Consider the following 26,375-nt stretch of genomic DNA (forward strand, 5'->3'; position numbering starts at 1 on the left):
ATTAAAAAATTAAAATACGTGACGAGGTGAAAGAAATGAAAGTGACATATCACGGACATTCTGTAATCACAGTGGAAACCAAGGACCATCATATTATATTTGATCCGTTTTTGACAGGGAATTCGTTAACGGATGTAAAGCCGGAGGATGTAAAAGCAGACGTCATCTTATTGACGCACGGCCACAATGATCATGTCGGCGACACTGAGCAAATCGCCAAGCAAAACAACGCGCTGGTTGTAGCTCCGAACGAGCTCGCCGTGTACCTAGGCTGGAAAGGCTTGAATGTTCATCCAATGCACATCGGCGGCTCCCGCCAGTTCGATTTTGGAAAAGTGAAGCTCACACAGGCCTTTCACGGATCAGCCATCACAGATGAGGAAAACAAGACGATTACTTATACAGGCATGCCAGCTGGTATTTTACTGACAGTAGAAGATAAAACGATTTTCCACGCGGGCGATACGGCTCTTTTCTCTGATATGAAGCTGATTGGCGAATTGAATCATATTGACCTTGCCTTCCTGCCGATTGGCGATAACTTTACGATGGGGCCTGAAGACGCCAAGCTTGCCGCTGAATGGCTGCGGGCAAAACAGGTCGTGCCGGTTCATTACAATACATTCCCGGTTATCGAACAAGACCCTGAGGCATTCGCTGACAGCCTGCCGGGCGGAGTCGGTAAAGTCATGGCGGTCGGTGAGACGATCGAGCTTTAAACGGTGATAACATCTCCTGATTGTTCAGGAGATGTTTTTTATTTTTTGAGAAACAGGTGGCAGCTTGTTATCCTGTAATGGCTTTATCAGAGTTTCCTTCCAATTCTTTGCTGCGCTGATGTAAACGTTTGGTCAGCCGGGCAATCAAGTCCTTCGTGGCGCAGTCAAAATGATTTTCTTTTCGATTTGTTAACAGCCCTATAGGAGGTGCAATATCCATATTCAGAATGGGGATGACTTTAGTGCCGTTAAGCGTTTTAGAATGTGCAGTGCTGGTGAAGATTGAAATCCCAATGTTTTCCCGCACGTAATATTTATGCGCCATGCTGCTTGTGAGCTCCATTTTTCTGTAACGATTGCCGAGTTCTCTATGTAAGTGTTGTTCAATTTGTATGCGAATAGGGCAATTGGCAGGCGTAAATATAAAGCACTCTCCTTCTAAATCAGATAAATGAACAGCCTTCTTCTCAGCGAGCGGATGGCGATCAGATACAAGCACATTTAATGTGTCATAAAAAAATGGGTGATAGTAGTTTTCGAGAATCAATTCCGGCTCGCCGCACACTGCAAAATCAATCGTCCCGTCTAAGAGCTTTTGACTGCAGGTATTGGCGTCATCAACGTTGATATTAACCGTTATCTTTGGGTAATCCTTTAAGAAATCCTTTAAAATGTCAGGGAATATCAGACTGGCAGTCGGCTCTGAAACTCCTATGTTGATGATGCCTGCCTCTTCTTCCTTTAAGTCGGAGAGGTTGTGTTTAAGCGCCTCGTATTGAGTCAAAAGATCTCCTGTTCGTTCATAAAAAAGTTTCCCCGCTTTTGTCAGCTGCAGGTTTTTTCCTCTTTCAAACAACTGTACGCCTAAATCCTGCTCTAATTGCTTCATACGCATCGATATCGTCGGCTGCGAGTAGTTTAGTATTTCCGCAGCTTTATAGAAGCTTCCGAATTTTACAATCGTATGAAACGTTTTAATTGAGCGAAATTCCAAGGTGCTCCCTCCTGTTTTTCATCATCAAAATTACTGAAGTGAAGGTTTACTTTTTTTGATTAGTCAAAGATAAAAGTATGCTTTATAGTATAAACAATAAAAGCTTAGTAAACAAATGGGAATTGTATATTTTATGAAGGGGAGTGCCAGAAATGAGTAAGGATATTTTTCGATTGGCAACTGTTGAAGATGCACCGGAGTTGTTGAAATTGGTTAACAGCGCTTTTCAGCCAATTCGGCAGCTTGATATTGATTGGCCTTCCACGAGAGCTGACATCCATATGGTGTCAGAGAATATCGAAAATCATTCAGCGGTCGTGCTGGAGCGGGATGGGAAGCTAATTTCAACAATTACCATCAGGTTTCCATGGGAGAGTGAGACCCCTCCTTCAAAATATCCGTTTGTTTGGTGGTTTGCGACGCTTCCGGAATATAAAGGGCAGGGCGCCGGAAGCGAGCTGCTGACGTACGTAGAAGAAAAAGTGCTTCGAGATATGCTGAAGGCGCCTGCGCTGACGCTAGGCACTTCGGCGCGCAAGCATCCTTGGCTTGCCGACATGTACAGAAGGAGAGGGTATGAAGTGTACTTTGAGCAGGAAAAAGACGGGGACATAGGTGTGATGATGCATAAGGTTCTGATTCCGGAACGATTTAACCCGGCGCTTTTAGGTGCGCCAAGCTGGGCATAATGTGAGGCAGCCTATGAATAAGCGTATGGGAATGGTTTTGCTGCTGTCAGTGGTTGCGTTACTTGGCGGGTGCGGCTCGGAAGCAAATAATAAAACAGATCGTCAGGTTCAAACAGTCATAGTCGGTACCGGAACATATTTTCCGAATATTGCGTTTTTAAATAAAAAAGGCGATTTGACCGGGTATGACATTGAAGTGATGAAAGCCATCGATAAGGAATTACCGCAATATACATTTGAATTTAAAACGATGGATTTCTCAAATCTGCTGACGAGCCTCGGAAATAAAAAAATTGATGTGATCGCGCACAACATGGCCAAAAATAAAGAACGAGAAAAGCGTTTTTTATATCATAAAGTGCCGTATAACTACTCGCCGATGTACATCACGGTGAGAGAGGATAATAACAAGATTCATACATTAAAAGACTTACACGGAAAAACAGTCATTGTCGGTGCCACGTCAAATGCGGCCGATTATATAACGAATTACAACAAAACGCACGGCAGCCCGATTCATTTGAAATACGCAGGACAGGGAAGCAATGACACCGCCAATCAAATTGAAACCGGGCGCGCAGACGCAACGATATCAACACCGTTTGCCGTTGATTTTCAGAATAAAACGCACGCTTTCCGCCAAAAGACAGTCGGTGACGTGTTATTAGATACCGAGGTGTACTTTATGTTCAATAAAGGCAGCCAAACCTTGGCGGATGCCACGGATCAAGCGATTAAAAAGCTGGAGAAAAACGGAACGTTAAAAAAACTAAGCCGGAAATGGCTCGGTGCAGATTATTCAAAATCAAGTTTTGAAAAATAAATGGGGCGATGAGATGAGAACAAAAGCAGCATTTATAACAATATTATTTTCACTTATTACGGTTCTGTCGGCTTGCGGCGCAGACAATCAAACGACGGGAGCCGAGCAAAAGAAGATAAAGACAATCACGGTCGGAACCGGAACTCAATTTCCGAATATTTGCTTTATCGATGAAAAAGGCGATTTAACCGGTTATGATGTCGAACTGATCAAAGAGCTTGATAAACGCCTGCCAAATTATAAATTCACGTTTAAAACGATGGAATTTTCCAACCTGCTTGTCAGCCTCGGACAGCATAAAGTCGATATCGTGGCACACCAAATGGAGAAAAGCAAAGAGCGTGAGAAAAAATTTCTGTTTAACAAGGTAGCCTACAATCATTTTCCTTTAAAAATTACCGTGCTGCAAGATAACAATACGATTCAAGGGATTGAAGATTTAAAAGGAAAACGGGTGATTACGAGCGCAACCTCCAACGGAGCGCTTGTACTGAAGGAATGGAATGAGGAAAATGGACGCCCATTTAAGATTGCCTATGAGGGGCAAGGCGCGAATGAGACCGCGAATCAGCTGAAATCAGGGCGTGCGGACGCGACCATTTCAACGCCTTTTGCAGTAGATTTTCAAAACAAAACGAGCGCTATTAAAGAAAAAACCGTCGGTGATGTGCTTTCGAATGCCAAAGTGTATTTTATGTTTAACAAAAATGAACAAACGTTAAGTGACGATATTGATAAAGCCTTACAGGAAATCATTGATGACGGAACGCTGAAAAAACTCAGTTTGAAATGGCTTGGAGACGATTATTCCAAGGAGCAGTATTAAGTAAAAAGAGAGGGAGCAGTGATGGAAAAAGCGTTTGATGTCAATATGATTGCAGATTTTGTGCCGACATTAACCGGTTATTTGCCGGTTACATTATACATTTTAACACTGTCATTGCTTTTCGGATTTGTATTGGGGCTTTTTCTGGCGCTGCCCCGCATTTACAACATTCCTATTGTGAAACAATTGGCAAAAGTGTATATCTCGTTTTTCAGGGGAACGCCCATTATGGTGCAGCTTTTCATCGTGTTTTATGGAATCCCGGCGCTGACGGGGCTTATCGGGATTGATACATCAAAAATGGACCCGTTTTATGCTGCTGTCGCAACTTATGCGTTAAGCAATGCAGCGGCAGCCGCTGAAATCATTCGAGCGGGCGTGGGGAGTGTAGATAAAGGCCAAACGGAAGCGGCGTACAGCATTGGCCTGAGCGGAAGGCAGGCCTTCAGGCGCATCGTTCTGCCCCAGGCACTTGTGCAGGCTTTTCCGAATATGGGAAACATGGTGATCAGTTCTTTAAAAGATACGTCTCTTGCTTTTTCAATAGGTGTCATGGATATGTCCGGAAGAGGCCAAACCCTGATCACCTCAAGCAATCATTCTCTTGAAGTTTACATTGCGCTATCGATTGTTTATTATGCCGTTGCGGTTTTATTCGAATGGTTCTTTAGATTGGCCGAAAACCGAATCAAGAAGAATCAAACAAGGCTTGTTACCGTTTTTGACATGAACATACATTGACATATTTCTTGGGATGAGGAGGGAGAAGATTGCAATTTGACTTTCCATTTATCGCTTCCGCCATGAAAGAAATGATAAAGACCATTCCGCTGACATTGATAATGGCTGTTTTGCCGATCGTGTTTGGATTTCTCGTGGCTCTTGGAAATATAATTATTAGAATTTTCAGGATTAAAGGTTTGATGGCTTGCTCAAGGTTTTATGTGTCATTTTTTCGAAGTACACCTGCAATCCTTCACATTATGCTGATTTATTTAGGGATACCGCCGATTGTAGATCAAGTCAGCAGTTTTTTTCATCTTGGCTGGTCCGCCAATCAGATACCGGTCGCCGTGTTTGTCATCATGGCTTTGTCTTTAACTGCCGGAGCTTATCTGACAGAAATCATCCGGTCGGGCATTCTGGCGATGGATACCGGACAGGTCGAAGCAGCTTATTCAATCGGCCTGACACATAGCCAAACCTTTCGCCGTGTGATATTGCCGCAGGCGCTGATGGTTTCAATCCCGAACTTCACAAATTTGGGCATCGGCTTTTTGCATACAACCTCTATCGCGGCTATAGTGGCTGTTCCTGAGATAACAGGGACGGCGACTATCGTTGCTTCTGATAATTATGCATTTTTAGAAGCTTTTATCGGAGCGGCGATTATCTATTGGGCGCTGACTCTAATCTTGGAAACCGCAAATGGAGTATTAGAGAGAAAGGCAGCCAGATTTCAAGGAGGCGCATTATGATTGAGGTTAAAAATATCCATAAACAGTTTGGCATTCACCATGTATTAAAAGGGATAAATCTCACTGTACGCAAGGGAGAAGTTGTAACCATTATAGGCCCTAGCGGTTCAGGGAAAACCACCTTTTTACGCTGCCTGAATTTATTAGAACGGCCGGACGAAGGGGTCATTTCTTTACACGACAAAGTGATTAATTGCAGCTATCCGTCCAAAAAAGACATTCACTGGCTGAGAAAACAGACGGCAATGGTATTTCAGCAATATCATCTGTTTGCTCACAAAACGGTGATTGAAAATGTCATGGAGGGCTTGACGATCGCCCGGAAAATGAGAAAACAAGACGCGTATGCCATAGCTGAAAATGAACTGAGAAAGGTCGGGCTTCAAGACAAATTGAACGCTTATCCGAGTCAATTATCGGGTGGACAAAAACAGAGGGTCGGGATAGCGAGGGCACTTGCCATTCACCCGGATGTGCTGCTGTTCGATGAGCCGACGGCTGCGCTTGACCCGGAGCTGGTCGGTGAAGTCCTTGAAGTGATGCTGGATATCGTGAAAACCGGAGCCACCATGATTGTTGTTACACATGAAATGGAGTTTGCAAGAAGGGTCTCTGATCAAGTTGTTTTTATGGATAATGGAGCCATTGTTGAACAAGGAACTCCGGAAGAAGTCTTCCGCCATACCAAAAAAGAAAGAACGAGACAGTTTCTCCGCCGCGTTTCGCCGGAATATTTATTTGAACCAAAAGAACACATAAAGGAGCCGGTGATATGATCCGCTTAAGTATTTTAGATCAAAGCTTGATTGGTGAAGGGGAGACAGCAGCCGATACATTACAGCACACGGTGAACTTGGCAAAGATGGCTGAAGAGTGTGGGTATCATCGTTTTTGGGTGGCTGAACATCACAACAATGATGAAATCGCAGGCTCTGCGCCTGAGGTTCTTTTAGGCTATCTTGCCGCAAGCACAAAGAAAATTCTGTTAGCATCAGGCGGGGTGATGCTGCAGCATTACAGCCCTTACAAAGTGGCGGAGCAGTTCCATCTTCTGTCGGCGTTAGCTCCCGGCCGTATAGATCTCGGAGTGGGCAAAGCGCCCGGCGGGTTTCAGCTGTCCACAGACGCGCTGCAGGATGAATATGAAAAACCGGCGCGCCAGTTTGATGAAAAGCTGGAGGAGCTTACTCATTTCATTCGGGATGATTTTCCTGATAGCCACCGCTATGCGGCATTGCGTCCTGCTCCGCGGGTTGAACAGAAGCCGGGAATTTATCTGCTGGGAGGAAGCGCAGAGAGTGCCATTTCAGCTGCAAAACTGGGAATCTCTTTCGTCTTTGCATATTTTATTAACGGTGAAGAGGAAGTGCTGAAAGAAGCGCGCCGAGCCTTTGACGCACATTTGCCGCCAGGCTCTGAGGCCGAATTTCATCTTGCTCCCGCTGTTTTTGCGGCACATACAAAAGAAGAAGCTGAAAAACATATTGTGTCGCGTGAATCGATAAAAGTGGTTTTACAAGACGGGCGGAGGGTCAACGTCGGCACCCGTGAACAGGCTGAAGCCTATCTAGAAAACGTCAGCCAGCCGTATGAGATCCTCGTGCAAAAAACCGGGGTGATTGCCGGAACGAAGGAAGAAGCGGCAGAAGAATTAAAACGTTTATCAGACACATACGACATCAATGATTTTGTTGTTTTTACACCGATCAAAAATGCTGGCGAAAAACAGCTGTCTTATCAGCTGCTGAGCGATGCGGTTTTAGCTGCAAAACGTTAAGGGGGACGGGAAGCATGAGTGATGTTGTGAACATTGTGGTTTGGAGTAAAAAAGGCTGTTCATATTGCGAGGAAGTCAAGAATTATTTGAATGAAAAAGGATTGTCGTTCCAAAATATCGATGTTTCGGAGAAAGAAGAGCTGCGGGATATTTTACAGGCGAAATATGGGATACGCCATGTGCCTGTGGTCGAAATCGGTAACGGCAATCAGTATCAAGGGGTTACTGAAATCGGCATTGAACACCTTGAGCTTGCACTTGCCAAATATGCACAGATAAAGGAGGCAAGAAGATGACACGATCAGATTTTATTCAGTTTGGAGCCATGATTCACGGTGTCGGGGGAACAACCGACGGCTGGCGTCATCCCGATATCGATCCCTCGGCGAGTACGAATATTGAATTCTACAGGCAAAAGGCGCAAACAGCCGAAAAAGGCTTGTTCAGTTTTATTTTCATTGCAGATGGCTTATTTATTTCTGAAAAATCAATTCCCCATTTTTTAAACCGATTTGAGCCCATCACCATATTATCGGCGCTTGCATCGGTCACGAAAAATATTGGTTTAGTAGGAACGTTCTCTACATCTTTTACTGAGCCATTCACCATCTCCAGACAATTGATGTCGCTGGACCATATCAGCGGGGGCAGGGCCGGATGGAATCTGGTTACTTCTCCGCAGGAAGGAGCGGCACGCAACCATAGTAAGACCAGCCTGCCAGAACACACCGAGCGTTACGAGATTGCACAGGAGCATTTGGATGTTGTGCGCGGGCTGTGGAATTCCTGGGAGCATGATGCATTTACACACAATAAAAAAACAGGGCGATTTTTTGATCCGGCGAAGCTTCATCGCCTGAATCACAAAGGAAAGTATTTTCAAGTAGAGGGGCCCTTGAATATCGGGCGTTCTAAACAGGGGGAGCCAGTAGTGTTTCAAGCGGGTTCATCAGAAACAGGACGGCAGTTTGCCGCCAAAAATGCAGATGCGATTTTTACCCATTCCAATTCATTAGAGGAGACAAAAGCGTTTTATGCGGATGTGAAAAGGCGCGCTGCTGCAGAAGGGCGTGATCCTTCCAGTGTGCGGATTTTTCCGGGGATCAGTCCGATTGTGGCAGATACGGAAGAAGAGGCAGAAAAGAAGTATCGTGAATTTGCAGAGTTGATTCCGATTGAAAATGCTGTTACCTATTTGGCCCGTTTTTTTGATGATTATGATCTGAGTGTTTACCCGCTGGATGAACCGTTCCCCGATATTGGCGATGTCGGAAAGAATGCGTTTCAAAGCACAACAGACCGGATTAAGAGAGAAGCAAAAGCCAGAAATCTGACATTGCGGGAGGTAGCACAGGAAATGGCTTTTCCGCGGCCCCTATTCATCGGCACACCAAAGCATGTCGCATCCTTAATTGAGACTTGGTTTAACGCTGAGGCGGCTGATGGGTTTATCATCGGGTCGGATATACCGGGAACACTTGATGCTTTTGTAGAAAAAGTCATTCCGATTCTTCAAGAAAGAGGGCTTTATCGTCAAGATTATCGCGGCGGGACATTGCGGGAAAATCTCGGTCTCGGCATTCCCTTGCATCAGTCCGTGTTACATTCATCAAATTAGGTGCCGTTTGATCAGAAGCGGAAGCTGAGAGGGGAGGATGACTTTTTTGACAATCATTGCGGGTACGGTTGTGAAAGGAAAACAATTAGGCAGAAAGCTGGGATTCCCCACGGCAAATGTAGATGCGAAACTGAATGGGCTGCATGATGGGGTTTATGGGGTTCTGGCGGCAGTCAATCATCAATTTCATTTAGGGGTTATGAATATCGGCGTGAAACCGACGGTCGGCTCTCACCTTAAAAAGACATTGGAGATTTTTTTGTTTGACTTTCATAAAGACATCTATGGAGAAATGGTTGAATGCAGTATTCTCTTTAAAATTAGAGAAGAAAGAAGGTTTGATTCTTTGGAGTCTTTAAAAAAGCAAATCAAAAAAGATATTTCATGCGCGGCAAAACGCTTTGAACTGATTGGGATTACAACACAAAACAAAAAAGAAAACCTGCTTTTCCATCAGGAATTGAATCTTCCGGATCTTTGCTTTTACAAGAAATGTAACAATCTATATGGCATCAACCGAGGCGTTTACAATGTCATAGACAATTGGTTTTTTGAGTACGGAATTACACAAGTTGCTTACAGGCGTATCTATATTTTATCTTTTTTAAGCTATTTGAAAGAAGGCGATCAAAAAGTTTCCAGTAAATATATAAAATTTGGGGCGGGCGGTCTTGCTGACAAGTTGAGCCGCTTTGTTGCTGCTTATATTGAAGAAACTGAAGAAAATATATTGGGATAGGGAAAGGAGCGGGAAAGATGTCTTTGGATTATTGGAGAAATATAGAAGGCACATATCCATTTCAGGCAGAAAATGAAAATGACATGCTCAAGTTGAAAGAGGGGCATAATCCCGTGAATCTCTCAACGCTGGAAAAACAGCTCATCGGCATTCGCCGGCACCTGCACCAATATCCTGAACTGTCGAAAGAAGAGTTTAAAACAACTGATTTTATAAAAAAATGCCTTGCAGAAAAGGGGATACAGATTCGTCCAACTTCACTGAAAACAGGTGTATTCGCAGACATAGCAGGGGAATCAGAAGGCCCGTCAATTGCTTTGAGGGCTGATATTGACGCCTTGCCAATCGAAGAAAAAACAGGATTGCCTTATGCGTCTAAACATAAAGGAATCATGCATGCGTGCGGTCATGATTTTCATACGGCAGCGCTTCTTGGTGCGGCCTTTTTATTAAAGGAAAATCGAGACAGCCTAAAAGGAAAGATTCGTTTATTATTTCAGCCGGCAGAGGAATCAGGCGCCGGCGCTGCAAAAGTGATAGAGGACGGCCAGTTGGATGGTATTGATGCAGTGATTGGCCTTCACAATAAACCGGATATACCAGTGGGGACGATAGGGCTAAAAACAGGGCCGCTTATGGCTGCTGTTGACCGATTTAAAGTAGAGATACAAGGAAAAGGTGCTCATGCAGCATTGCCGCATAATGGTTTTGATCCCATTGTCGGCGCCTCTCAGCTCATCGTCGCCCTGCAAACGATTGTAAGCAGAAATATAAACCCGCTAAATAGCGCGATTGTCACCGTGGGGAAAATCAACGGCGGCAGCACATGGAATGTCATCCCGGATACTGTTGCAATCGAGGGCACTGTTCGTACATTTGATTCAGAGGTTCGTAATCAAGTGAAGCAGCGTTTTTTGGCTGTCGCAGTTCAGATTTCTTCTGCTTTCTCGTTAAAGGCAAATGTGAAGTGGCAATCCGGACCGCCGCCGCTTTGTAATGATGAGGCAATAACTGAGCTGGTGCGAGACGCTGCACATAAAGCAAGACTTCAGGTCATTGATCCCGACCCGTCAACTGCCGGAGAAGATTTTGCTTACTATCTGGAGCATATTCCCGGATCATTTGCGTTTTTTGGAACAGGCGGCGATCATGATTGGCATCACCCGGCATTTACAATTGATGAAACTGCCATTATAAAAGCCTCTTATTTTTTATATGAAAGTGCTAGGAGATTATTAGATTCATCCATGCAGGAATGAAGAGTCAAAAATATCTGATTGAGATAGATGGGGTGTTCTGATGAAGAAATTAATCGTTTTTGCATTTATAGGCTTGTTATCGCAATTAATAGACGGTTCGTTAGGTATGGCTTATGGGGTTACCTCAACTTCCTTGCTATTGGCTTTCAGCATCACACCTGCTGTGGCTTCGGCTTCTGTCCATTTAGCGGAAGTCGTAACGACTGCCGCATCGGGAGTATCGCATATTAAATTTGGCAATGTTGACAAACAAACCGTTTATCAGCTTGTCATTCCTGGTTCAATAGGCGCTTTTTTAGGCGCGGCATTTCTCAGCCGTTTACCTGGAGATGTGGCGAAACCCTATATTTCTTTGTTTCTGCTCCTGCTGGGCGGATATGTATTGATCAGAGTTTTATTTCAATACAAGCCTGCTCTTGAGAAAAAACACGTGCCGTTAAGCCGAAAACAATCCATCCCATTAGGAGTGATCGCCGGTTTTGCAGATGCCACAGGCGGGGGCGGCTGGGGCCCTGTCACCACTCCGATTCTATTATCCCGTAAAGGCTTAAGCCCGAGGAAAGTCGTAGGGACTGTAGATACAAGTGAATTTGCCATCGCAGTATCTGCAACTGCCGGTTTTCTTATTTCATTAGGATGGGAGGATGTCAATTGGTTATGGGTCGGCTCGTTAATGGCGGGCGGAATCATCGCTGCTCCTATCGCAGCATGGCTGGTGCAAAAATTTCATCCGCAATTGATGGGTGTGCTTGTAGGAGGATTTATTATTCTAGTAAACGCCAGAACATTGATAAATGAATGGATCGAAAACACAGCTGTTTATCCATTGATCTATACGGTGATAGGAGCAATATGGCTGTTTGCTGTTTTATTCGTTTTATCTAAAATAGGGAATCGAAATAGGGTTAAGACAGCGGTTGATGTCCATTTAAAAGAAAAATAAAGATTTTCCGCCTTATAATGTAAAAGGAATCACGAGGTCCTTGCGCTTGACTGGAACGAAACCAACGCTGTAAGAAGCCGGGCAGGCTTCTTTTTTTATTTTCCAGCCTCATTGCGTACAAATCCTCCGAGCCCTTATAATAAAAGCAGAAGACTGTCCTTAGAGGTGAAAGGCTTGGCAACGAAGCATGAACAAATATTAACGTATATTGATTCACTGCCTGTCGGTGAAAAAATTTCTGTGCGAAGAATTGCAAAGGAAATGAAAGTAAGTGAAGGGACCGCGTACAGAGCGATCAAGGAAGCAGAGAATAAAGGGTTTGTCAGCACAATTGAACGTGTGGGCACAATCAGGATTGAGCAAAAGAAAAAAGAGAATATTGAAAAGCTTACCTATGCAGAGGTTGTAAATGTCATAGACGGACAAGTGCTCGGAGGCCGGGCCGGACTCCATAAGACATTGAATAAATTCGTCATCGGCGCGATGGAGCTGGACGCAATGATGCGTTACACCGCAGCGGGGAATCTTTTGATTGTCGGAAACAGAATCAACGCACACAGACAGGCGCTTGAGGCGGGCGCGGCTGTATTGGTGACCGGGGGCTTCAACACGGATGACAGCATTGTGCAGCTGGCAGATGAGCTTGAGCTGCCGATTTTATCCACGAGCTATGACACGTTTACAGTCGCCGCAATGATTAACCGGGCGATTTATGACCAGCTGATCAAAAAAGAAATTGTCCTGGTGGAGGACATCCTAACGCCTGCTGACCGTACGGTATATCTTTCGCCTAAGGATAAACTTGAAAAGTGGTATGAGAAAAATTTTGAAACGGGACACGGCCGGTTCCCTGTTGTCGACGATCAGATGAAAATCCACGGCATCCTGACATCAAAAGATATTGCCGGCCATGACCGAAACGCACCCATCGAAAAGGTCATGACCAAAAATCCCGTTACGGTTATTGGGAAAACATCTGTCGCCTCAGCGGCGCAAACGATGGTATGGGAAGGGATCGAAGTGCTTCCCGTCACTGACGGCCACCAAAAACTGATCGGCATGATCAGCCGCCAAGACGTGTTAAAAGCCCTTCAAATGATTCAAAAGCAGCCCCAGGTCGGGGAGAAGCTTGATGATATCGTTTCAAGGGGATTTAAAGATGAGGATAATGATAAAGAGGATCAAACGGTTTACGAGTATGAAGTCACGCCGCAGATGACAAATCAGCTCGGAACCATTTCTTATGGTGTGTTTACAACCATTTTGACGCAAGCGGCAAACCGGTTTTTGCGCTCGAAAAAACGCGGCGAACTTGTAATAGAAAGCATCACCATTTTCTTTTTGAAGCCTGTGCAGATGGAATCGGTTATCGAAGTCAAACCGCGCATTTTGGAGGCCGGCAGAAAGTTCGGAAAAATGGAAGTTGAAGTGCACAGCCAAGGCCATATCGTGTCGAAAGCGATGCTGATGGTTCAGCTGATGGAAAGAAGCTAAGGGACGTTCAGGCGCCCCTTACGCGTGATCTCTTTCAGCTTCTTTGGCGTGAAGGGGATAGTAATGCCTGTAGGCTTTATAACCTGCCCAAGCGCTTCCTGCTCCTATGACGATAAAGATACCGCCGATTACTAACGTTAATACTGAATGGAATAATATCATTTGGTTAAGCCCGTAGAACAGGACCAGTGACCCTAAGGCCATGCTTGATTTTGCTGAACAGATTTCTTTTTCCAAAGATTGCTTTGACCGTACGCCTTTTACTTTATAGAACACATAAAAGCAGGCTGAAAGCCCAATCAAAAAAACAAGAACCAGCATAAATGAAATCCTCCATCGTAAAAGTTTACAAACCCATTCTATACAAAAACGGGCTTGGTTTTGACGTTATTTTTCTTTTCCGTCGGCAGAGAATGTGATTTAATGAATAAAAACAATAAAGGAGTATCAAATGAAAACAGAACTGATCAGAACCATATCATTATATGACACGATTATCTTACATAGACATGTGCGTCCTGATCCGGATGCCTACGGATCACAGTGCGGACTTACGGAAATCCTGCGGGAAACGTACCCTGAAAAAAATATTTTTGCGGTCGGCACGCCTGAACCGTCCCTCTCTTTCTTATATTCCCTCGATGAGGTGGACAATGAAACATATGAAGGCGCACTTGTCATTGTCTGCGATACGGCAAATCAGGAAAGAATCGATGATCAGCGTTATCCTTCAGGCGCCAAACTGATGAAAATCGACCATCATCCGAACGAAGATCCATACGGTGACCTTCTCTGGGTCGATACAAGCGCAAGCTCAGTAAGTGAAATGATTTACGAGCTGTATTTAGAAGGAAAAGAGCACGGCTGGAAGCTGAATACGAAAGCGGCAGAGCTGATCTATGCCGGCATTGTCGGAGATACCGGACGCTTCTTATTTCCGAATACAACGGAAAAAACATTAAAATATGCAGGCGAGCTCATTCAGTATCCATTCTCTTCCTCAGAGTTGTTTAATCAATTGTATGAAACAAAACTGAATGTGGTGAAGCTTAACGGCTTTATCTTTCAAAATGTGTCATTGTCCGAAAACGGCGCCGCTTCTGTTTTCATCAAAAAGGATACGCTTGAAAAGTTCGGCACAACGGCTTCTGAAGCGTCGCAGCTTGTCGGTACGCTTGGAAATATCTCAGGTATTCGCGCTTGGGTGTTTTTCGTAGAAGAAGATGATCAAATCAGAGTGAGATTCCGTTCTAAGGGCCCTGTCATTAACGGACTTGCCCGGAAATATAACGGCGGAGGGCATCCGTTTGCTTCAGGCGCCTCTATTTACAGCTGGGATGAAGCTGATCGGATTTTGGCTGATCTGGAAACATTATGTAAAGAACACAAGTAGAGGGGAAACCCTCTCTCTTAGTGTTCATCTGTGACGGGGATGAACCAGCAGCCGAAATCAGTAAGGTCCTCGTAGACTTGGAGATTGTGAGATTGAAGTTCTTTTTTGATGAGGGAAGCGAGTGAGTGTGTTTCGGCATATGCAGAAAAACCTTGTCTGAGCCGGGCTGCTTGATCTTTTGCTAACTGACGGTCACTGTAAACCTCCATTTCCCTTCCTCCTTCCTTTCGCCTTTAAGCCTCTCACATATAGTTTATAAAAAAGAATGGGAAAAAGCGACAGAAGTTTGGAGAATTTGAAAAAAATCCATAATTACGCGGCGAATGATATTTCAAGTTCTACTGTCAGTCTCGTATAAATAATTAATTCCTTGACGGTTGCCTCGTATTTTTTTTCATTAATCATATAGACTTTATTTTCGATTGTCCGTTTCAAAAGATCCTTTGTTTGATAGACGCTCTCTATGTCTTTTGTAATTACCTCTGAAATATTATCCTTTACATGCTCCTCGAATTTTGTTTCTTCCGGCTGCGATATTTTATATTTTTCCCCATTCACTAATTTGACGCTGACGCTTTGGATCAACAGTTTTCTTTTATTGTCTTCATTCAGTTTATGGAGGTCTTCCTGATAGATCGAAATTTGATTGTTTAAGTCTTTTACGTGCTCTTTTTGTTTTTCGATGAGGCTGACCTGCTCCTCTTGGAATGTTCCGTAAGTAAACAGGAAAAAGAACCAGCTGATTACGGCTCCGCACATCATGCCCGCGAAAAAACGCTGCCATCCCGGTTTTTTGTAATGCTGTGGGACCCTCATGAAGAAAGATGCTCCTGGGTCAGCCATGAAATAATGAGCCAGCCGCTTTGCGCGCCGCCCATGGCCGAAATAATCAAAAGAAGCTGCTTAAAGATATCTCTCGTATTGCCTTCAAGAATGCCCCGTTCAAAGCTGTATACCGCATCAAAGGTGCCCCCGATAGCTGCGACAAGCGCCCATATTTTTAACCGGTTTGCAAGCTTTGTAATGGCCGTAAGCGGGGCTTCGCCTGCCAAATATGCTCCGAGTCCTCCGATGAGTGCGCCGCCGATCAGCACCCCTAACGCAATGAAGTAGCTATTGATAAAATTCACCATAAATCCTGCTTCTTGATCCATCTTTATCACCTCACCTTTTATATCATATTGAGCTTTCAGGACAAGTATGATGATGAGTCAAAAAAGAACATTTGTTTCTTTTGAAAACCCGCCTTATAATGAAGAAAGAAATGGATCGTAATGGAGAAAGAGGTGATAGCATGTCTTTTGTTCACCTGCAAGTGCATAGCGGGTACAGCCTGCTAAACAGCGCCGCGTCCGTGGAAGAGCTCGTCAAAGAAGCTGACAGGCTCGGATATGCGTCTTTGGCGCTGACAGATGATCATGTCATGTACGGAGCTATTCAATTTTATAAAGCATGCAAGGCGAGGGGAATCAACCCGATAATCGGTTTGACGGCCTCTGTTTTTACTGATGATAACGAGCTTGAAGCCTATCCGCTCGTCCTGCTGGCCAAATCAAATACAGGCTATCAAAACCTGCTGAAAATCAGCAGCGTCCTGCAATCGAAATCAAAAGGCGGGCTAAAGCCGAAATGGCTTAACAGTTATCGAGAAGGCATTATCGCGATGACGCCCGGCGAAAAAGGATATATTGAAATGCTTCTTGAAGGAGGGCTGTTTGAACAGGCCGCTCAAGCCGCGCTTGAATTTCAATCCATATTCGGAAAGGGAGCTTTCTATTTCTCCTATCAGCCTTTTAAAGGGAATAAAGCCTTGTCTGACCAGATACTGCGGCTGTCTGAAGAAACGGGTATCCCTGTTACAGCGACTGGTGATGTGCATTACATAAGGAAAGAAGATAAGGCTGCCTACCGCTGTCTGAAAGCGATTAAAGCAGGGGAGAAACTGACGGATGAACCAGCCGGAGATCTGCCTGATCTCGATTTGAAGCCACTCGAAGAAATGCAAAACATTTATCGAGAGCATCCCGAAGCACTGCAAGCTTCTGTTGAGATCGCAGAACAATGCCGGGTTGACGTCAGCCTCGGACAGACCCGTCTCCCATCTTTCCCGACTCCAGACGGAACGTCCGCTGATGCTTATTTAACGGACATCTGTATGGCAGGACTCCGCAGCCGTTTTGGCACGCCTGATGAACGATATCTTCGCCGTCTTCAATATGAGCTTGACGTCATCAAGCGGATGAAGTTCAGCGATTACTTTCTGATCGTATGGGATTTTATGAAACACGCCCATGAAAAAGGAATCGTTACAGGACCGGGAAGGGGATCTGCGGCAGGCTCTCTTGTGGCTTATGTGCTGTATATTACAGATGTTGACCCGATTAAACATCACCTGCTGTTTGAACGGTTTTTAAACCCCGAACGGATCAGCATGCCGGATATTGATATTGACTTTCCGGATACAAGAAGGGATGAAGTCATCCAATATGTTCAGCAGAAATACGGTGCAATGCACGTCGCACAGATTATCACTTTTGGAACACTTGCGGCAAAAGCGGCACTCCGGGACGTCGGCAGAGTATTCGGCGTCAGCCCTAAGGAAGCAGATCAGCTTGCAAAACTCATCCCTTCAAGGCCGGGCATGACGCTGGAGGAAGCGAGACAGCAATCGCCGCAGCTGGATAAGAGGCTTAGGGAGTCAAGCCTGCTTCAGCAAGTCTATACAATTGCCCGAAAAATAGAAGGGCTGCCAAGGCATACCTCAACCCACGCAGCGGGTGTTGTCCTGAGTGAAGAACCGTTAACGGATGTTGTTCCGCTTCAGGAAGGGCATGAAGGGATATATTTGACGCAATACGCGATGGACCATCTTGAAGACTTGGGTCTTTTAAAAATGGATTTCTTAGGCTTACGCAACCTGACGCTTATCGAGTCCATCACTTCAATGATCGAAAAAGAAGAAAACATCAAAATAGATCTTTCAAATATTTCCTACCAGGATGACAAAACGTTCTCCTTGCTGTCAAAAGGGGATACGACAGGGATTTTCCAGCTTGAATCGTCGGGGATGAGAAGCGTCCTGAAGCGGCTAAAACCTTCAGGCCTCGAGGATATTGTGGCGGTCAATGCGCTGTACCGGCCTGGTCCGATGGAAAATATACCGTTATTTATCGACCGTAAACACGGCCGGGCGCCTGTTCAATATCCCCATGAAGATGTAAGGAGCATCTTGGAAGATACATATGGCGTCATTGTGTATCAGGAACAAATTATGATGATTGCTTCCCGGATGGCAGGGTTTTCTTTAGGCGAAGCAGACCTGCTGAGACGGGCGGTCAGCAAAAAGAAAAAAGAAATCCTGGACAAAGAGCGAAGCCATTTTGTTGAAGGGTGCTTAAAAAAGGAGTATTCTGTAGACACTGCAAATGAAGTCTACGATTTAATCGTCAAATTCGCAAACTACGGCTTTAACCGAAGCCATGCGGTGGCATACAGCATGATCGGGTGCCAGCTTGCGTATTTGAAAGCTCATTATCCGTTATATTTTATGTGCGGATTGCTGACAAGCGTCATTGGCAATGAGGATAAAATATCTCAATATCTTTACGAAGCAAAGGGGAGCGGGATTCGTATCCTTCCTCCGTCAGTGAACAAAAGCAGTTTTCCGTTTACAGTTGAAGACGGATCTGTCAGATACAGCCTCCGCGCGATAAAAAGTGTAGGCGTCTCAGCAGTCAAAGATATATATAAAGCAAGAAAAGAGAAACCATTTGAAGATCTTTTCGATTTCTGCTTTCGCGTGCCGTCAAAAAGCGTAAATCGCAAAACGCTTGAAGCACTAATCTTTTCTGGTGCGATGGACGAATTCGGCCAAAACCGGGCCACGCTGCTCGCATCCATTGACGTTGCTTTGGAACATGTTGAGCTATTTGCCGCGGACGATGACCAAATGGGATTGTTTTTAGATGAATCGTTTTCGATTAAGCCGAAGTATGTGGAGACGGAGGAGCTACCGCTTGTAGATTTGCTTGCGTTCGAAAAAGAAACGCTTGGCATTTATTTTTCAAATCATCCGCTCTCTGCCTTCCGTAAACAGCTGGCTGCGCACGGAGCAGCATCCATTCTGGAGGCCCAGCAGGCAGTCAAAAGGCAGCTTTCTCTCGGAGTCCTGCTGTCGAAGATCAAAACGATTCGGACGAAAACAGGTCAAAACATGGCGTTTTTAACGCTAAGTGATGAAACCGGCGAAATGGAAGCTGTTGTCTTCCCAGAACAATTCAGACAGCTTTCTCCCGTTTTAAGAGAAGGCGCTCTTTTGTTCACAGCGGGCAAATGTGAAATAAGACAGGACAAGGTCCAGTTCATTATGTCCCGGGCAGAATTGTTAGAAAATATGGATGCAGAAAAAGCGCCATCGGTTTATATAAAGATAGAAAGCAGTCAACACAGTCAGGAAATCCTGGCAAAAATTAAGCGCATTTTGCTGGAGCATAAAGGGGAAACAGGCGTTTATCTCTATTATGAAAGGCAAAAACAGACGATTAAGCTTCCTGAGTCGTTTCATATCGATGCGGATCACCAGGTGTTATATCGCTTAAAAGAGCTGTTGGGTCACCAAAACGTCGTTTTAAAACAGTGGTAACGATTCACTTTTTGTTATACAATTGGAGCAATTATGTGATCCTGTTTAAATATTCAGATAGATAACTCCGCAGAATGCAGCAATCAACGCAGCAGTATACGAATCAAAAAATATCCATAAGGAGTGTTTAGGACAATGTCATTAAGAGAAGAAGCATTACACCTGCATAAAGTCAATCAGGGAAAACTGGAGTCTAAATCGAAAGTAGAAGTCAGAAACGCGAAAGATTTAAGCCTTGCGTATTCCCCGGGTGTTGCAGAACCGTGCAAGGATATTCATGAAGACATTAACAAAGTATATGATTATACAATGAAGGGGAACATGGTAGCAGTTGTAACTGACGGTACAGCTGTGCTCGGCCTTGGAAATATCGGCCCTGAAGCTGCGCTTCCTGTTATGGAAGGAAAAGCTGTCCTTTTCAAAAGCTTTGCAGGCGTAGACGCGTTCCCGATTGCTTTAAGCACAAACGATGTAGATAAAATTGTTGAAACTGTTAAATTGCTTGAACCGACATTTGGCGGCGTAAACCTTGAAGATATTGCAGCGCCTAACTGCTTTATCATTGAAGAACGTCTCAAAAAAGAAACAAACATCCCAGTTTTCCATGATGATCAGCACGGTACTGCCATTGTAACTGTAGCAGGTCTTGTAAACGCGCTGAAACTGTCTGGAAAATCCATGTCTTCCATTAAAGTTGTCGCAAATGGAGCCGGTGCGGCAGGTATTGCGATTATCAAGCTTCTTCACCATTACGGCGTACGCGACATCGTAATGTGCGATTCAAAAGGAGCGATTTATGAAGGGCGCCCGAACGGCATGAACGATGTCAAAAATGAAGTGGCGAAATTCACAAACCAAGACCGCAAAGACGGTTCTCTGAAAGATGTCATCGTTGATGCTGACGTATTTATCGGCGTATCAGTAGCAGGTGCGTTAACAAAAGAAATGGTTCAAAGCATGGCAAAGGATCCGATTATCTTTGCAATGGCAAATCCGAATCCGGAAATTATGCCGGAAGATGCGCGTGAAGCTGGCGCAAGTGTTATCGGAACGGGCCGTTCTGACTTCCCGAACCAAGTAAACAATGTTCTTGCATTCCCTGGCATTTTCCGCGGAGCGCTTGACGTTCGCGCCACTCACATTAACGAAGAAATGAAAATCGCTGCGGTTGAAGCTATTGCTTCACTGGTTTCAGAAGAAGAGCTTAGCGCAGACTACGTTATCCCTGCACCGTTTGATAAACGTGTTGCGCCTGCTGTTGCGAAGGCTGTGGCAAAAGCGGCGATGGAAACAGGTGTCGCAAGAATCACTGTTGACCCTGAGGAAGTTGCTGAAAAAACGAGAAAACTTACGATTATTGGTGAATAATTTTAGTTCATTCCAAAAATGGCAGCGCGTTGGCGGAGACCGGCGCGCTGTTCTCAAGTTAAACTGGCGGCTGAAATTTTTTAATGGCTGGTCTTAAAAAAATTTCAGCCGAGTTTAATGTTATTTTTGAATACGCTGCCAATCCTGTTATTTCAACGTTTTATCTGAATTCATCCAAGCCTTTCCGAACGCGTCATTGTATAAAAAGTTGTCGAATTGAGGATGACAGCGTTTGACAAAAAAAGTACAATAGTTTCGGTAAAGTTATTAGCAAGTCTATCTGTTTGATGACATGCGGTGAAGAGAACCCTTCACAAAAGGGAGGTAATCATTTGTTAAAGGATATATTCACTAAAAAGAAAAAGTATGCTTCCGTACCGTCTGATCAAGCGAAGCACGATGTTCCGGAAGGTATTATGACAAAATGTCCCAAGTGTAAAAAAATCATGCTCACTAAAGAGTTGGATAAAAATATGCGGGTATGCATGAACTGCGATTATCATTTCCCGATGAACGCAAAACAGCGTATCGCAAGCTTAATGGATGAACAATCCTTTGAGGAATTCAATCAAGGAATGTTATCGGAAAACCCACTCGGTTTCCCGGGATATCTTGAAAAGCTTGAAAAAGATCGCGAGAAAACATCCTTAAACGAGGCTGTTGTGACAGGCAAGGGCACAATCGGCGGACACCCGGCTGTTGTCGCAGTCATGGATTCTTCATTCAGAATGGGCAGCATGGGTTCAGTCGTCGGTGAAAAAATCACGCTTGCGATTGAAAAAGCAACAGCTGATAAAGTTCCGTTTATTATTTTTACGGCTTCAGGCGGCGCGAGAATGCAGGAAGGCATATTAAGTTTGATGCAGATGGCTAAGACAAGCTCTGCTTTAAAACTGTTCAGTGAAGAACAGGGCCTCATTATCTCAGTTATGACGCATCCGACTACCGGGGGCGTATCAGCCAGCTTTGCATCCCTTGGCGATTACAATTTCGCTGAGCCTGGCGCGCTGATCGGTTTTGCCGGAAGACGGATTATTGAACAAACGATAGGGGAAAAATTGCCTGAGGACTTCCAAACGGCAGAATTTTTATTAAAACATGGACAGCTTGATGCGGTTATTCACCGCGAGGATATGAAACAAACGTTAGAAAATCTGCTGGATATGCATCAATCGGGAGGTGACTTTGAGTGGCTGCAAGATTAGAATTTGAAAAACCGGTGATTGAACTGCAAACCAAAATCGCCGAACTGAAAAAATTCACCCAAGATTCCGATATGGATCTGAGTGCAGAAATCGAACGGCTCGAAGACCGTCTCGCTAAGCTTCAGGATGATATTTACAAAAATCTGAAGCCTTGGGACCGTGTTCAAATCGCGCGTCTGCCGGACCGTCCGACAACGCTTGATTATATTGAACACCTGTTTACCGACTTTTTTGAATGTCACGGAGACAGAGCGTACGGAGACGATGAAGCCATTGTCGGCGGCATTGCGAAGTTCCATGGCCTTCCTGTAACGGTAATCGGGCATCAGCGCGGCAAAGACACAAAGGAAAATCTTGTCCGCAATTTTGGGATGCCGCATCCTGAAGGCTACCGAAAAGCGCTTCGTCTCATGAAACAGGCTGACAAATTCAACAGACCGATTATCTGTTTTATTGATACGAAGGGAGCATATCCTGGACGAGCAGCGGAAGAAAGAGGACAAAGCGAAGCCATTGCCAAAAACCTGTTTGAGATGGCCGGTCTCCGAGTGCCTGTTATTTGCATCGTCATCGGTGAAGGCGGAAGCGGCGGAGCCCTGGGTCTGGGTGTAGGAAACCACTTGCATATGCTGGAAAACTCTACTTATTCTGTTATTTCTCCGGAAGGTGCCGCGGCACTTTTATGGAAGGACTCCAGTCTTGCTAAGAAAGCAGCAGAAACAATGAAAATCACTGCGCCGGATTTAAAAGAATTAGGTATTATAGATCATATGATAAAAGAAGTAAAAGGCGGAGCGCACCACGATGTAAAGCTGCAGGCAAGCTATATGGACGAAACCCTTAAACAATCGTTAAAAACTTTGCTGAAGCTGAGCGAAGAAGAATTAGTTCAGCAACGCTACGAAAAATATAAAGCAATTGGCAAAGTCTCGATTGAAGATCAATATATCGGGGTAAACTAAATAAACGTGAAGCCTTTGGCTCACGTTTATTTTTTGTGACATTCCTTAAATTTTATTTAAAAACAATTTATTTAATTGTATAATAGGTAAGGTTTCATAGGGAGGATGGAGATCCCTTTTCATTGTTTTTAGGGCAATGATCATGTTATGTTTAATCATATATGTTGCTGAGGTGAATGGAGAATGAAACGTATAGGGGTATTAACGAGCGGCGGGGATTCCCCGGGAATGAACGCAGCAGTTCGCGCAGTAGTCAGAAAAGCGATTTATCATGACGTTGAAGTTTACGGCATTTACAACGGATACGCAGGATTGATCAGCGGAAAGATTGAAAAGCTTGAACTCGGATCTGTAGGCGATATTATACATCGTGGAGGAACAAAGCTTTATACGGCAAGATGTCCTGAATTCAAAACGGTTGAAGGCCGTGAAAAAGGGATAGAAAACTTGAAGAAGCTCGGTATTGAGGGCCTTGTTGTCATCGGCGGAGACGGTTCCTATATGGGTGCCAAAAAATTAACGGAACACGGGTTTCCATGTGTAGGTGTACCGGGTACAATTGATAACGACATTCCGGGTACTGATTTTACAATCGGCTTCGATACAGCTTTAAATACAGTAATTGACGCAATTGATAAGATTCGCGATACAGCGACTTCTCATGAACGTACATATGTGATCGAAGTAATGGGCCGCCATGCCGGCGATATCGCATTGTGGGCCGGTCTTGCAGGGGGCGCGGAATCAATCTTGATCCCTGAGGCAGACTATGACATGCACGAAATCATTGCCCGCTTAAAACGCGGCCACGAACGGGGCAAGAAGCACAGTATTATTATTGTCGCCGAAGGTGTAGGCAGCGGTGTTGAATTCGGGAAACGCATCGAAGAAGAAACAAATCTTGAAACTAGGGTATCTGTATTGGGCCATATCCAGCGCGGAGGTTCTCCGAGCGCTGCTGACCGCGTGCTGGCAAGCCGTCTTGGCGCATATGCAGTTGAACTGCTGCTTGAAGGAAAAGGCGGACGCTGTGTAGGTATACAAAACAATAAGCTTGTAGACCATGATATTATAGAAATACTGGAAACAAAACACACAGTTGAGCAAAACATGTATCAGCTTTCAAAAGAACTGTCTATTTAATGTGCAGCTGAAGGCTGAAGATTTCAGAAGGAAGTGAACCAAATGAGAAAAACTAAAATTGTTTGTACCATCGGTCCGGCAAGTGAAAGTATTGAAATGCTTACGAAATTAATGGAGTCAGGAATGAACGTGGCTCGTTTGAATTTTTCTCACGGAGATTTTGAGGAGCACGGTGCAAGAATAAAAAATATCCGCGAAGCAAGCAAAAAGCTTGGCAAAAACGTTGGTATCCTGCTTGATACAAAAGGTCCTGAAATCCGCACACATACAATGGAAAACGGCGGCATTGAGCTTGAAACAGGCAAAGAGCTTATCATTTCAATGGACGAGGTTGTAGGAACAACAGATAAAATTTCAGTGTCATATGAAGGTTTAGTCGATGACGTTGAACAAGGGTCAACGATTCTGTTAGATGACGGCCTTATCGGCCTTGAGGTGCTTGATGTTGATGCCGCTAATCGCGAAATCAAAACAAAAGTACTAAACAACGGAACACTCAAAAATAAAAAGGGTGTTAACGTACCGGGCGTCAGCGTTAACCTTCCTGGTATCACTGAAAAAGATGCGCGAGACATCGTTTTCGGTATTGAGCAAGGAGTAGATTTTATCGCAGCGTCTTTCGTACGCCGTTCTACGGACGTGCTTGAAATCCGTGAGCTTCTTGAAGAGCACAACGCTCAGGATATTCAAATCATCCCTAAAATCGAAAACCAAGAGGGCGTTGACAACATCGATTCTATTCTCGAAGTGTCTGACGGTTTAATGGTTGCACGCGGAGACTTAGGTGTGGAAATTCCAGCTGAAGAAGTGCCGCTCGTCCAAAAAGAACTGATCAAAAAATGCAACGCGCTGGGCAAACCTGTTATTACAGCGACACAAATGCTTGACAGCATGCAGCGCAACCCGCGTCCGACTCGTGCGGAAGCAAGTGACGTTGCAAATGCGATCTTCGACGGCACAGATGCAATCATGCTTTCTGGTGAAACAGCTGCCGGAAGCTATCCGGTTGAGGCGGTTCAAACAATGCACAACATCGCTTCCCGTTCTGAAGAAGCTTTAAATTATAAAGAAATTCTTTCTAAACGCAGAGATCAAGTAGGCATGACGATTACAGATGCTATTGGACAATCTGTCGCGCATACGGCGATTAACCTGAATGCTGCTGCAATCGTAACGCCGACTGAAAGCGGCCATACAGCACGTATGATCGCAAAATACCGTCCGCAGGCGCCGATTGTTGCGGTTACTGTAAATGACTCTATTTCCAGAAAGCTAGCGCTCGTATCAGGCGTATTTGCAGAAAGCGGCCAAAATGCGAACTCAACAGATGAGATGCTTGAGGATGCTGTCCAAAAATCATTGAACAGCGGAATTGTAAAACACGGCGATCTGATCGTCATTACAGCAGGATCTGTCGGTGAGTCTGGCACTACGAACTTAATGAAAGTGTACACTGTCGGCGATATCATCGCTAAAGGCCAAGGCATTGGACGCAAATCAGCTTACGGTCCGGTTGTCATTGCACAAAATGCAAAAGAAGCTGAGCAAAAAATGACTGACGGTGCGGTTCTTGTTACAAAAAGCACTGACCGTGATATGATTGCATCACTTGAAAAAGCGTCTGCCCTTATTACAGAAGAAGGCGGCTTGACAAGCCATGCTGCGGTAGTCGGATTAAGCCTTGGCATTCCGGTTATCGTTGGTCTGGAAAATGCGACGTCTATTTTGGCAGATGGCCAGGATATTACAGTTGACGCTTCCAGAGGCGCAGTCTATCAAGGACGTGCGAGCGTTCTTTAATCAGAGGTGAAAACGGAAGGGGCTTCCCTTCCTTTTCTCTTTATCTTGCCTTATGTTGAACAGAGGCGTGTTACACGTGTGGGGGGCTTGGATATGAGATTTTTATTTTTGCTTTTTATTGTGTTTCCGGCAATAGAAATCGGCATATTCCTATTTTCAGGCAAGCTGATCGGCATATTGCCGACGGTCCTTTTAATGATTCTGACGGGCATTATCGGCGCAGCAGCTGCAAAAAAACAAGGAACCGAAGTGTATTACAAGGTTCAGCGTGATCTTCAATATGGCAAAATGCCTGGCGAAGCGATTGCTGACGGCCTGTGCATTTTCATTGGCGGTCTTTTACTGATGCTTCCGGGCTTTTTATCAGATTTGGCCGGTGCCTGTCTGCTTATTCCGTTCACCCGCAGCTGGTGTAAGCCGATTCTGTTCAAATGGCTGAGAGGAATGTCGAAGAACAAGCGGATCATCATCAAATAAAAAACGGCAGCCATGCAACATGGGCT

Annotated in this window: 26 protein-coding genes and 1 pseudogene; 22 read left to right on the top strand and 5 right to left on the bottom strand. The window is 44.7% G+C overall.

Annotated elements, in window-relative coordinates; translation table 11 throughout:
- Window positions 1-35 precede the first annotated feature (35 nt).
- Window positions 36-719: a metal-dependent hydrolase gene (locus KHQ79_RS00860; protein WP_003237834.1), complete on the top strand. Its 684-nt coding sequence runs from the start codon at window positions 36-38 to the stop codon at window positions 717-719.
- Window positions 720-786: 67 nt separating this feature from the next.
- Here the strand turns inward: KHQ79_RS00860 and KHQ79_RS00865 are convergent, their stop codons facing one another.
- A complete protein-coding gene (locus tag KHQ79_RS00865) occupies window positions 787-1,713 on the bottom strand; it encodes a LysR family transcriptional regulator (RefSeq protein ID WP_225514034.1) in 927 nt (308 codons plus the stop codon).
- A gap of 152 nt (window positions 1,714-1,865) precedes the next feature.
- On the opposite strand from KHQ79_RS00865, the gene snaA reads away from it, so the two are divergent.
- The 13 genes and pseudogenes from snaA to KHQ79_RS00930 all read left to right on the top strand — a co-directional run bounded on the left by snaA (window position 1,866) and on the right by KHQ79_RS00930 (window position 13,359).
- Window positions 1,866-2,402 (top strand): N-acetyltransferase SnaA, encoded by a 537-nt coding sequence (gene snaA, locus KHQ79_RS00870; protein WP_019259170.1) that lies wholly within the window; start codon window positions 1,866-1,868, stop codon window positions 2,400-2,402.
- A gap of 13 nt (window positions 2,403-2,415) precedes the next feature.
- A complete protein-coding gene (gene tcyJ / locus KHQ79_RS00875) occupies window positions 2,416-3,225 on the top strand; it encodes a sulfur-containing amino acid ABC transporter substrate-binding protein TcyJ (RefSeq protein ID WP_225514035.1) in 810 nt (269 codons plus the stop codon).
- Window positions 3,226-3,238: 13 nt separating this feature from the next.
- A complete protein-coding gene (locus KHQ79_RS00880; protein WP_029316878.1) occupies window positions 3,239-4,051 on the top strand; it encodes an amino acid ABC transporter substrate-binding protein in 813 nt (270 codons plus the stop codon).
- 21 nt (window positions 4,052-4,072) lie between these two features.
- A complete protein-coding gene (gene tcyL, locus KHQ79_RS00885) occupies window positions 4,073-4,792 on the top strand; it encodes a sulfur-containing amino acid ABC transporter permease TcyL (RefSeq protein ID WP_225514036.1) in 720 nt (239 codons plus the stop codon).
- A gap of 29 nt (window positions 4,793-4,821) precedes the next feature.
- Complete coding sequence (locus tag KHQ79_RS00890) at window positions 4,822-5,529, top strand: amino acid ABC transporter permease (RefSeq protein WP_225514037.1); 708 nt, start codon at window positions 4,822-4,824, stop codon at window positions 5,527-5,529.
- On the top strand, window positions 5,526-6,305 hold the full coding sequence (gene tcyN, locus KHQ79_RS00895) for a sulfur-containing amino-acid ABC transporter ATP-binding protein TcyN (RefSeq protein WP_225514038.1): 780 nt from the start codon (window positions 5,526-5,528) through the stop codon (window positions 6,303-6,305). The genes KHQ79_RS00890 and tcyN overlap by 4 nt, the downstream gene beginning before the upstream one ends.
- A complete protein-coding gene (locus tag KHQ79_RS00900) occupies window positions 6,302-7,306 on the top strand; it encodes an LLM class flavin-dependent oxidoreductase (RefSeq protein WP_225514039.1) in 1,005 nt (334 codons plus the stop codon). Before tcyN ends, KHQ79_RS00900 begins: the two co-directional genes overlap by 4 nt.
- Before the next feature lie 14 nt (window positions 7,307-7,320).
- Window positions 7,321-7,602, top strand: coding sequence for a glutaredoxin family protein (locus tag KHQ79_RS00905; RefSeq protein ID WP_225514040.1), 282 nt, complete (start codon window positions 7,321-7,323; stop codon window positions 7,600-7,602).
- A complete protein-coding gene (locus tag KHQ79_RS00910; RefSeq protein ID WP_225514041.1) occupies window positions 7,599-8,924 on the top strand; it encodes an LLM class flavin-dependent oxidoreductase in 1,326 nt (441 codons plus the stop codon). The genes KHQ79_RS00905 and KHQ79_RS00910 overlap by 4 nt, the downstream gene beginning before the upstream one ends.
- Window positions 8,925-8,970: 46 nt before the next feature.
- Window positions 8,971-9,663, top strand: coding sequence for an RNA-binding riboflavin kinase RibR (ribR, locus tag KHQ79_RS00915; RefSeq protein ID WP_003237816.1), 693 nt, complete (start codon window positions 8,971-8,973; stop codon window positions 9,661-9,663).
- Window positions 9,664-9,680: 17 nt separating this feature from the next.
- Window positions 9,681-10,944: pseudogene (locus KHQ79_RS00920) on the top strand (M20 peptidase aminoacylase family protein).
- An 18-nt stretch (window positions 10,945-10,962) separates the two neighbouring features.
- Window positions 10,963-11,865 (top strand): sulfite exporter TauE/SafE family protein, encoded by a 903-nt coding sequence (locus KHQ79_RS00925; protein ID WP_225514042.1) that lies wholly within the window; start codon window positions 10,963-10,965, stop codon window positions 11,863-11,865.
- A gap of 174 nt (window positions 11,866-12,039) precedes the next feature.
- On the top strand, window positions 12,040-13,359 hold the full coding sequence (locus KHQ79_RS00930; protein WP_003237809.1) for a CBS domain-containing protein: 1,320 nt from the start codon (window positions 12,040-12,042) through the stop codon (window positions 13,357-13,359).
- 18 nt (window positions 13,360-13,377) lie between these two features.
- Here KHQ79_RS00930 and KHQ79_RS00935 read toward each other — a convergent pair whose 3' ends face one another.
- Window positions 13,378-13,680 (bottom strand): YtpI family protein, encoded by a 303-nt coding sequence (locus KHQ79_RS00935; protein WP_003237807.1) that lies wholly within the window; start codon window positions 13,678-13,680, stop codon window positions 13,378-13,380.
- A 130-nt stretch (window positions 13,681-13,810) separates the two neighbouring features.
- Between KHQ79_RS00935 and nrnA the strand changes: the two genes are divergently transcribed.
- The gene (gene nrnA / locus KHQ79_RS00940; protein WP_003237803.1) at window positions 13,811-14,752 is read left to right on the top strand and encodes a bifunctional oligoribonuclease/PAP phosphatase NrnA; all 942 of its coding nucleotides are present in this window, start codon (window positions 13,811-13,813) and stop codon (window positions 14,750-14,752) included.
- Between the two features lie 17 nt (window positions 14,753-14,769).
- On the opposite strand, the gene KHQ79_RS00945 is transcribed toward nrnA, so the two are convergent.
- The 3 genes from KHQ79_RS00945 to ytrH form a co-directional block, all read right to left on the bottom strand.
- A complete protein-coding gene (locus KHQ79_RS00945; RefSeq protein ID WP_003223533.1) occupies window positions 14,770-14,961 on the bottom strand; it encodes a YtzJ family protein in 192 nt (63 codons plus the stop codon).
- Between the two features lie 103 nt (window positions 14,962-15,064).
- On the bottom strand, window positions 15,065-15,568 hold the full coding sequence (gene ytrI, locus KHQ79_RS00950; protein WP_003237800.1) for a sporulation membrane protein YtrI: 504 nt from the start codon (window positions 15,566-15,568) through the stop codon (window positions 15,065-15,067).
- Window positions 15,565-15,906, bottom strand: coding sequence for a sporulation membrane protein YtrH (gene ytrH, locus KHQ79_RS00955; protein WP_003223537.1), 342 nt, complete (start codon window positions 15,904-15,906; stop codon window positions 15,565-15,567). Before ytrH ends, ytrI begins: the two co-directional genes overlap by 4 nt.
- A gap of 140 nt (window positions 15,907-16,046) precedes the next feature.
- On the opposite strand from ytrH, the gene dnaE reads away from it, so the two are divergent.
- The 7 genes from dnaE to KHQ79_RS00990 all read left to right on the top strand — a co-directional run bounded on the left by dnaE (window position 16,047) and on the right by KHQ79_RS00990 (window position 26,349).
- Window positions 16,047-19,394 carry a DNA polymerase III subunit alpha gene (gene dnaE / locus KHQ79_RS00960; protein WP_225514043.1) on the top strand — a complete coding sequence of 1,116 codons (3,348 nt, stop codon included), beginning with the start codon at window positions 16,047-16,049 and terminating at the stop codon, window positions 19,392-19,394.
- 135 nt (window positions 19,395-19,529) lie between these two features.
- Window positions 19,530-20,762, top strand: a complete 1,233-nt coding sequence (ystJ, locus tag KHQ79_RS00965; RefSeq protein WP_003237796.1) for an NADP-dependent malic enzyme — start codon at window positions 19,530-19,532, stop codon at window positions 20,760-20,762.
- A gap of 332 nt (window positions 20,763-21,094) precedes the next feature.
- Window positions 21,095-21,967 carry an acetyl-CoA carboxylase, carboxyltransferase subunit beta gene (gene accD / locus KHQ79_RS00970; RefSeq protein ID WP_225514044.1) on the top strand — a complete coding sequence of 291 codons (873 nt, stop codon included), beginning with the start codon at window positions 21,095-21,097 and terminating at the stop codon, window positions 21,965-21,967.
- Window positions 21,952-22,929 carry an acetyl-CoA carboxylase carboxyl transferase subunit alpha gene (gene accA, locus KHQ79_RS00975; protein ID WP_003237792.1) on the top strand — a complete coding sequence of 326 codons (978 nt, stop codon included), beginning with the start codon at window positions 21,952-21,954 and terminating at the stop codon, window positions 22,927-22,929. Before accD ends, accA begins: the two co-directional genes overlap by 16 nt.
- A gap of 183 nt (window positions 22,930-23,112) precedes the next feature.
- The gene (pfkA, locus tag KHQ79_RS00980) at window positions 23,113-24,072 is read left to right on the top strand and encodes a 6-phosphofructokinase (RefSeq protein ID WP_003237788.1); all 960 of its coding nucleotides are present in this window, start codon (window positions 23,113-23,115) and stop codon (window positions 24,070-24,072) included.
- Between the two features lie 42 nt (window positions 24,073-24,114).
- A complete protein-coding gene (pyk, locus tag KHQ79_RS00985) occupies window positions 24,115-25,872 on the top strand; it encodes a pyruvate kinase (RefSeq protein WP_032731927.1) in 1,758 nt (585 codons plus the stop codon).
- A gap of 93 nt (window positions 25,873-25,965) precedes the next feature.
- Window positions 25,966-26,349 (top strand): FxsA family protein, encoded by a 384-nt coding sequence (locus tag KHQ79_RS00990; RefSeq protein WP_003237784.1) that lies wholly within the window; start codon window positions 25,966-25,968, stop codon window positions 26,347-26,349.
- Window positions 26,350-26,375 lie beyond the last annotated feature (26 nt).

Origin of the sequence: Bacillus sp. TSO22, from assembly GCF_020223595.1 — a bacterium.
GTDB lineage: Bacteria > Bacillota > Bacilli > Bacillales > Bacillaceae > Bacillus > Bacillus inaquosorum.

Excerpts from the sequence above, each read along its gene's own strand:
- tcyJ (WP_225514035.1), top strand. The coding sequence starts at position 2,416 with ATGAATAAGCGTATGGGAATGGTTTTGCTGCTGTCAGTGGTTGCGTTA.
- ytrI (WP_003237800.1), bottom strand. The coding sequence starts at position 15,568 with ATGAGGGTCCCACAGCATTACAAAAAACCGGGATGGCAGCGTTTTTTC.
- KHQ79_RS00990 (WP_003237784.1), top strand. The coding sequence starts at position 25,966 with ATGAGATTTTTATTTTTGCTTTTTATTGTGTTTCCGGCAATAGAAATC.
- ytrH (WP_003223537.1), bottom strand. The coding sequence starts at position 15,906 with ATGGATCAAGAAGCAGGATTTATGGTGAATTTTATCAATAGCTACTTC.
- tcyN (WP_225514038.1), top strand. The coding sequence starts at position 5,526 with ATGATTGAGGTTAAAAATATCCATAAACAGTTTGGCATTCACCATGTA.
- pyk (WP_032731927.1), top strand. The coding sequence starts at position 24,115 with ATGAGAAAAACTAAAATTGTTTGTACCATCGGTCCGGCAAGTGAAAGT.
- KHQ79_RS00880 (WP_029316878.1), top strand. The coding sequence starts at position 3,239 with ATGAGAACAAAAGCAGCATTTATAACAATATTATTTTCACTTATTACG.
- dnaE (WP_225514043.1), top strand. The coding sequence starts at position 16,047 with ATGTCTTTTGTTCACCTGCAAGTGCATAGCGGGTACAGCCTGCTAAAC.
- pfkA (WP_003237788.1), top strand. The coding sequence starts at position 23,113 with ATGAAACGTATAGGGGTATTAACGAGCGGCGGGGATTCCCCGGGAATG.
- KHQ79_RS00900 (WP_225514039.1), top strand. The coding sequence starts at position 6,302 with ATGATCCGCTTAAGTATTTTAGATCAAAGCTTGATTGGTGAAGGGGAG.
- snaA (WP_019259170.1), top strand. The coding sequence starts at position 1,866 with ATGAGTAAGGATATTTTTCGATTGGCAACTGTTGAAGATGCACCGGAG.
- KHQ79_RS00925 (WP_225514042.1), top strand. The coding sequence starts at position 10,963 with ATGAAGAAATTAATCGTTTTTGCATTTATAGGCTTGTTATCGCAATTA.
- KHQ79_RS00910 (WP_225514041.1), top strand. The coding sequence starts at position 7,599 with ATGACACGATCAGATTTTATTCAGTTTGGAGCCATGATTCACGGTGTC.
- KHQ79_RS00905 (WP_225514040.1), top strand. The coding sequence starts at position 7,321 with ATGAGTGATGTTGTGAACATTGTGGTTTGGAGTAAAAAAGGCTGTTCA.
- tcyL (WP_225514036.1), top strand. The coding sequence starts at position 4,073 with ATGGAAAAAGCGTTTGATGTCAATATGATTGCAGATTTTGTGCCGACA.
- nrnA (WP_003237803.1), top strand. The coding sequence starts at position 13,811 with ATGAAAACAGAACTGATCAGAACCATATCATTATATGACACGATTATC.
- KHQ79_RS00935 (WP_003237807.1), bottom strand. The coding sequence starts at position 13,680 with ATGCTGGTTCTTGTTTTTTTGATTGGGCTTTCAGCCTGCTTTTATGTG.
- KHQ79_RS00860 (WP_003237834.1), top strand. The coding sequence starts at position 36 with ATGAAAGTGACATATCACGGACATTCTGTAATCACAGTGGAAACCAAG.
- KHQ79_RS00945 (WP_003223533.1), bottom strand. The coding sequence starts at position 14,961 with ATGGAGGTTTACAGTGACCGTCAGTTAGCAAAAGATCAAGCAGCCCGG.
- ystJ (WP_003237796.1), top strand. The coding sequence starts at position 19,530 with ATGTCATTAAGAGAAGAAGCATTACACCTGCATAAAGTCAATCAGGGA.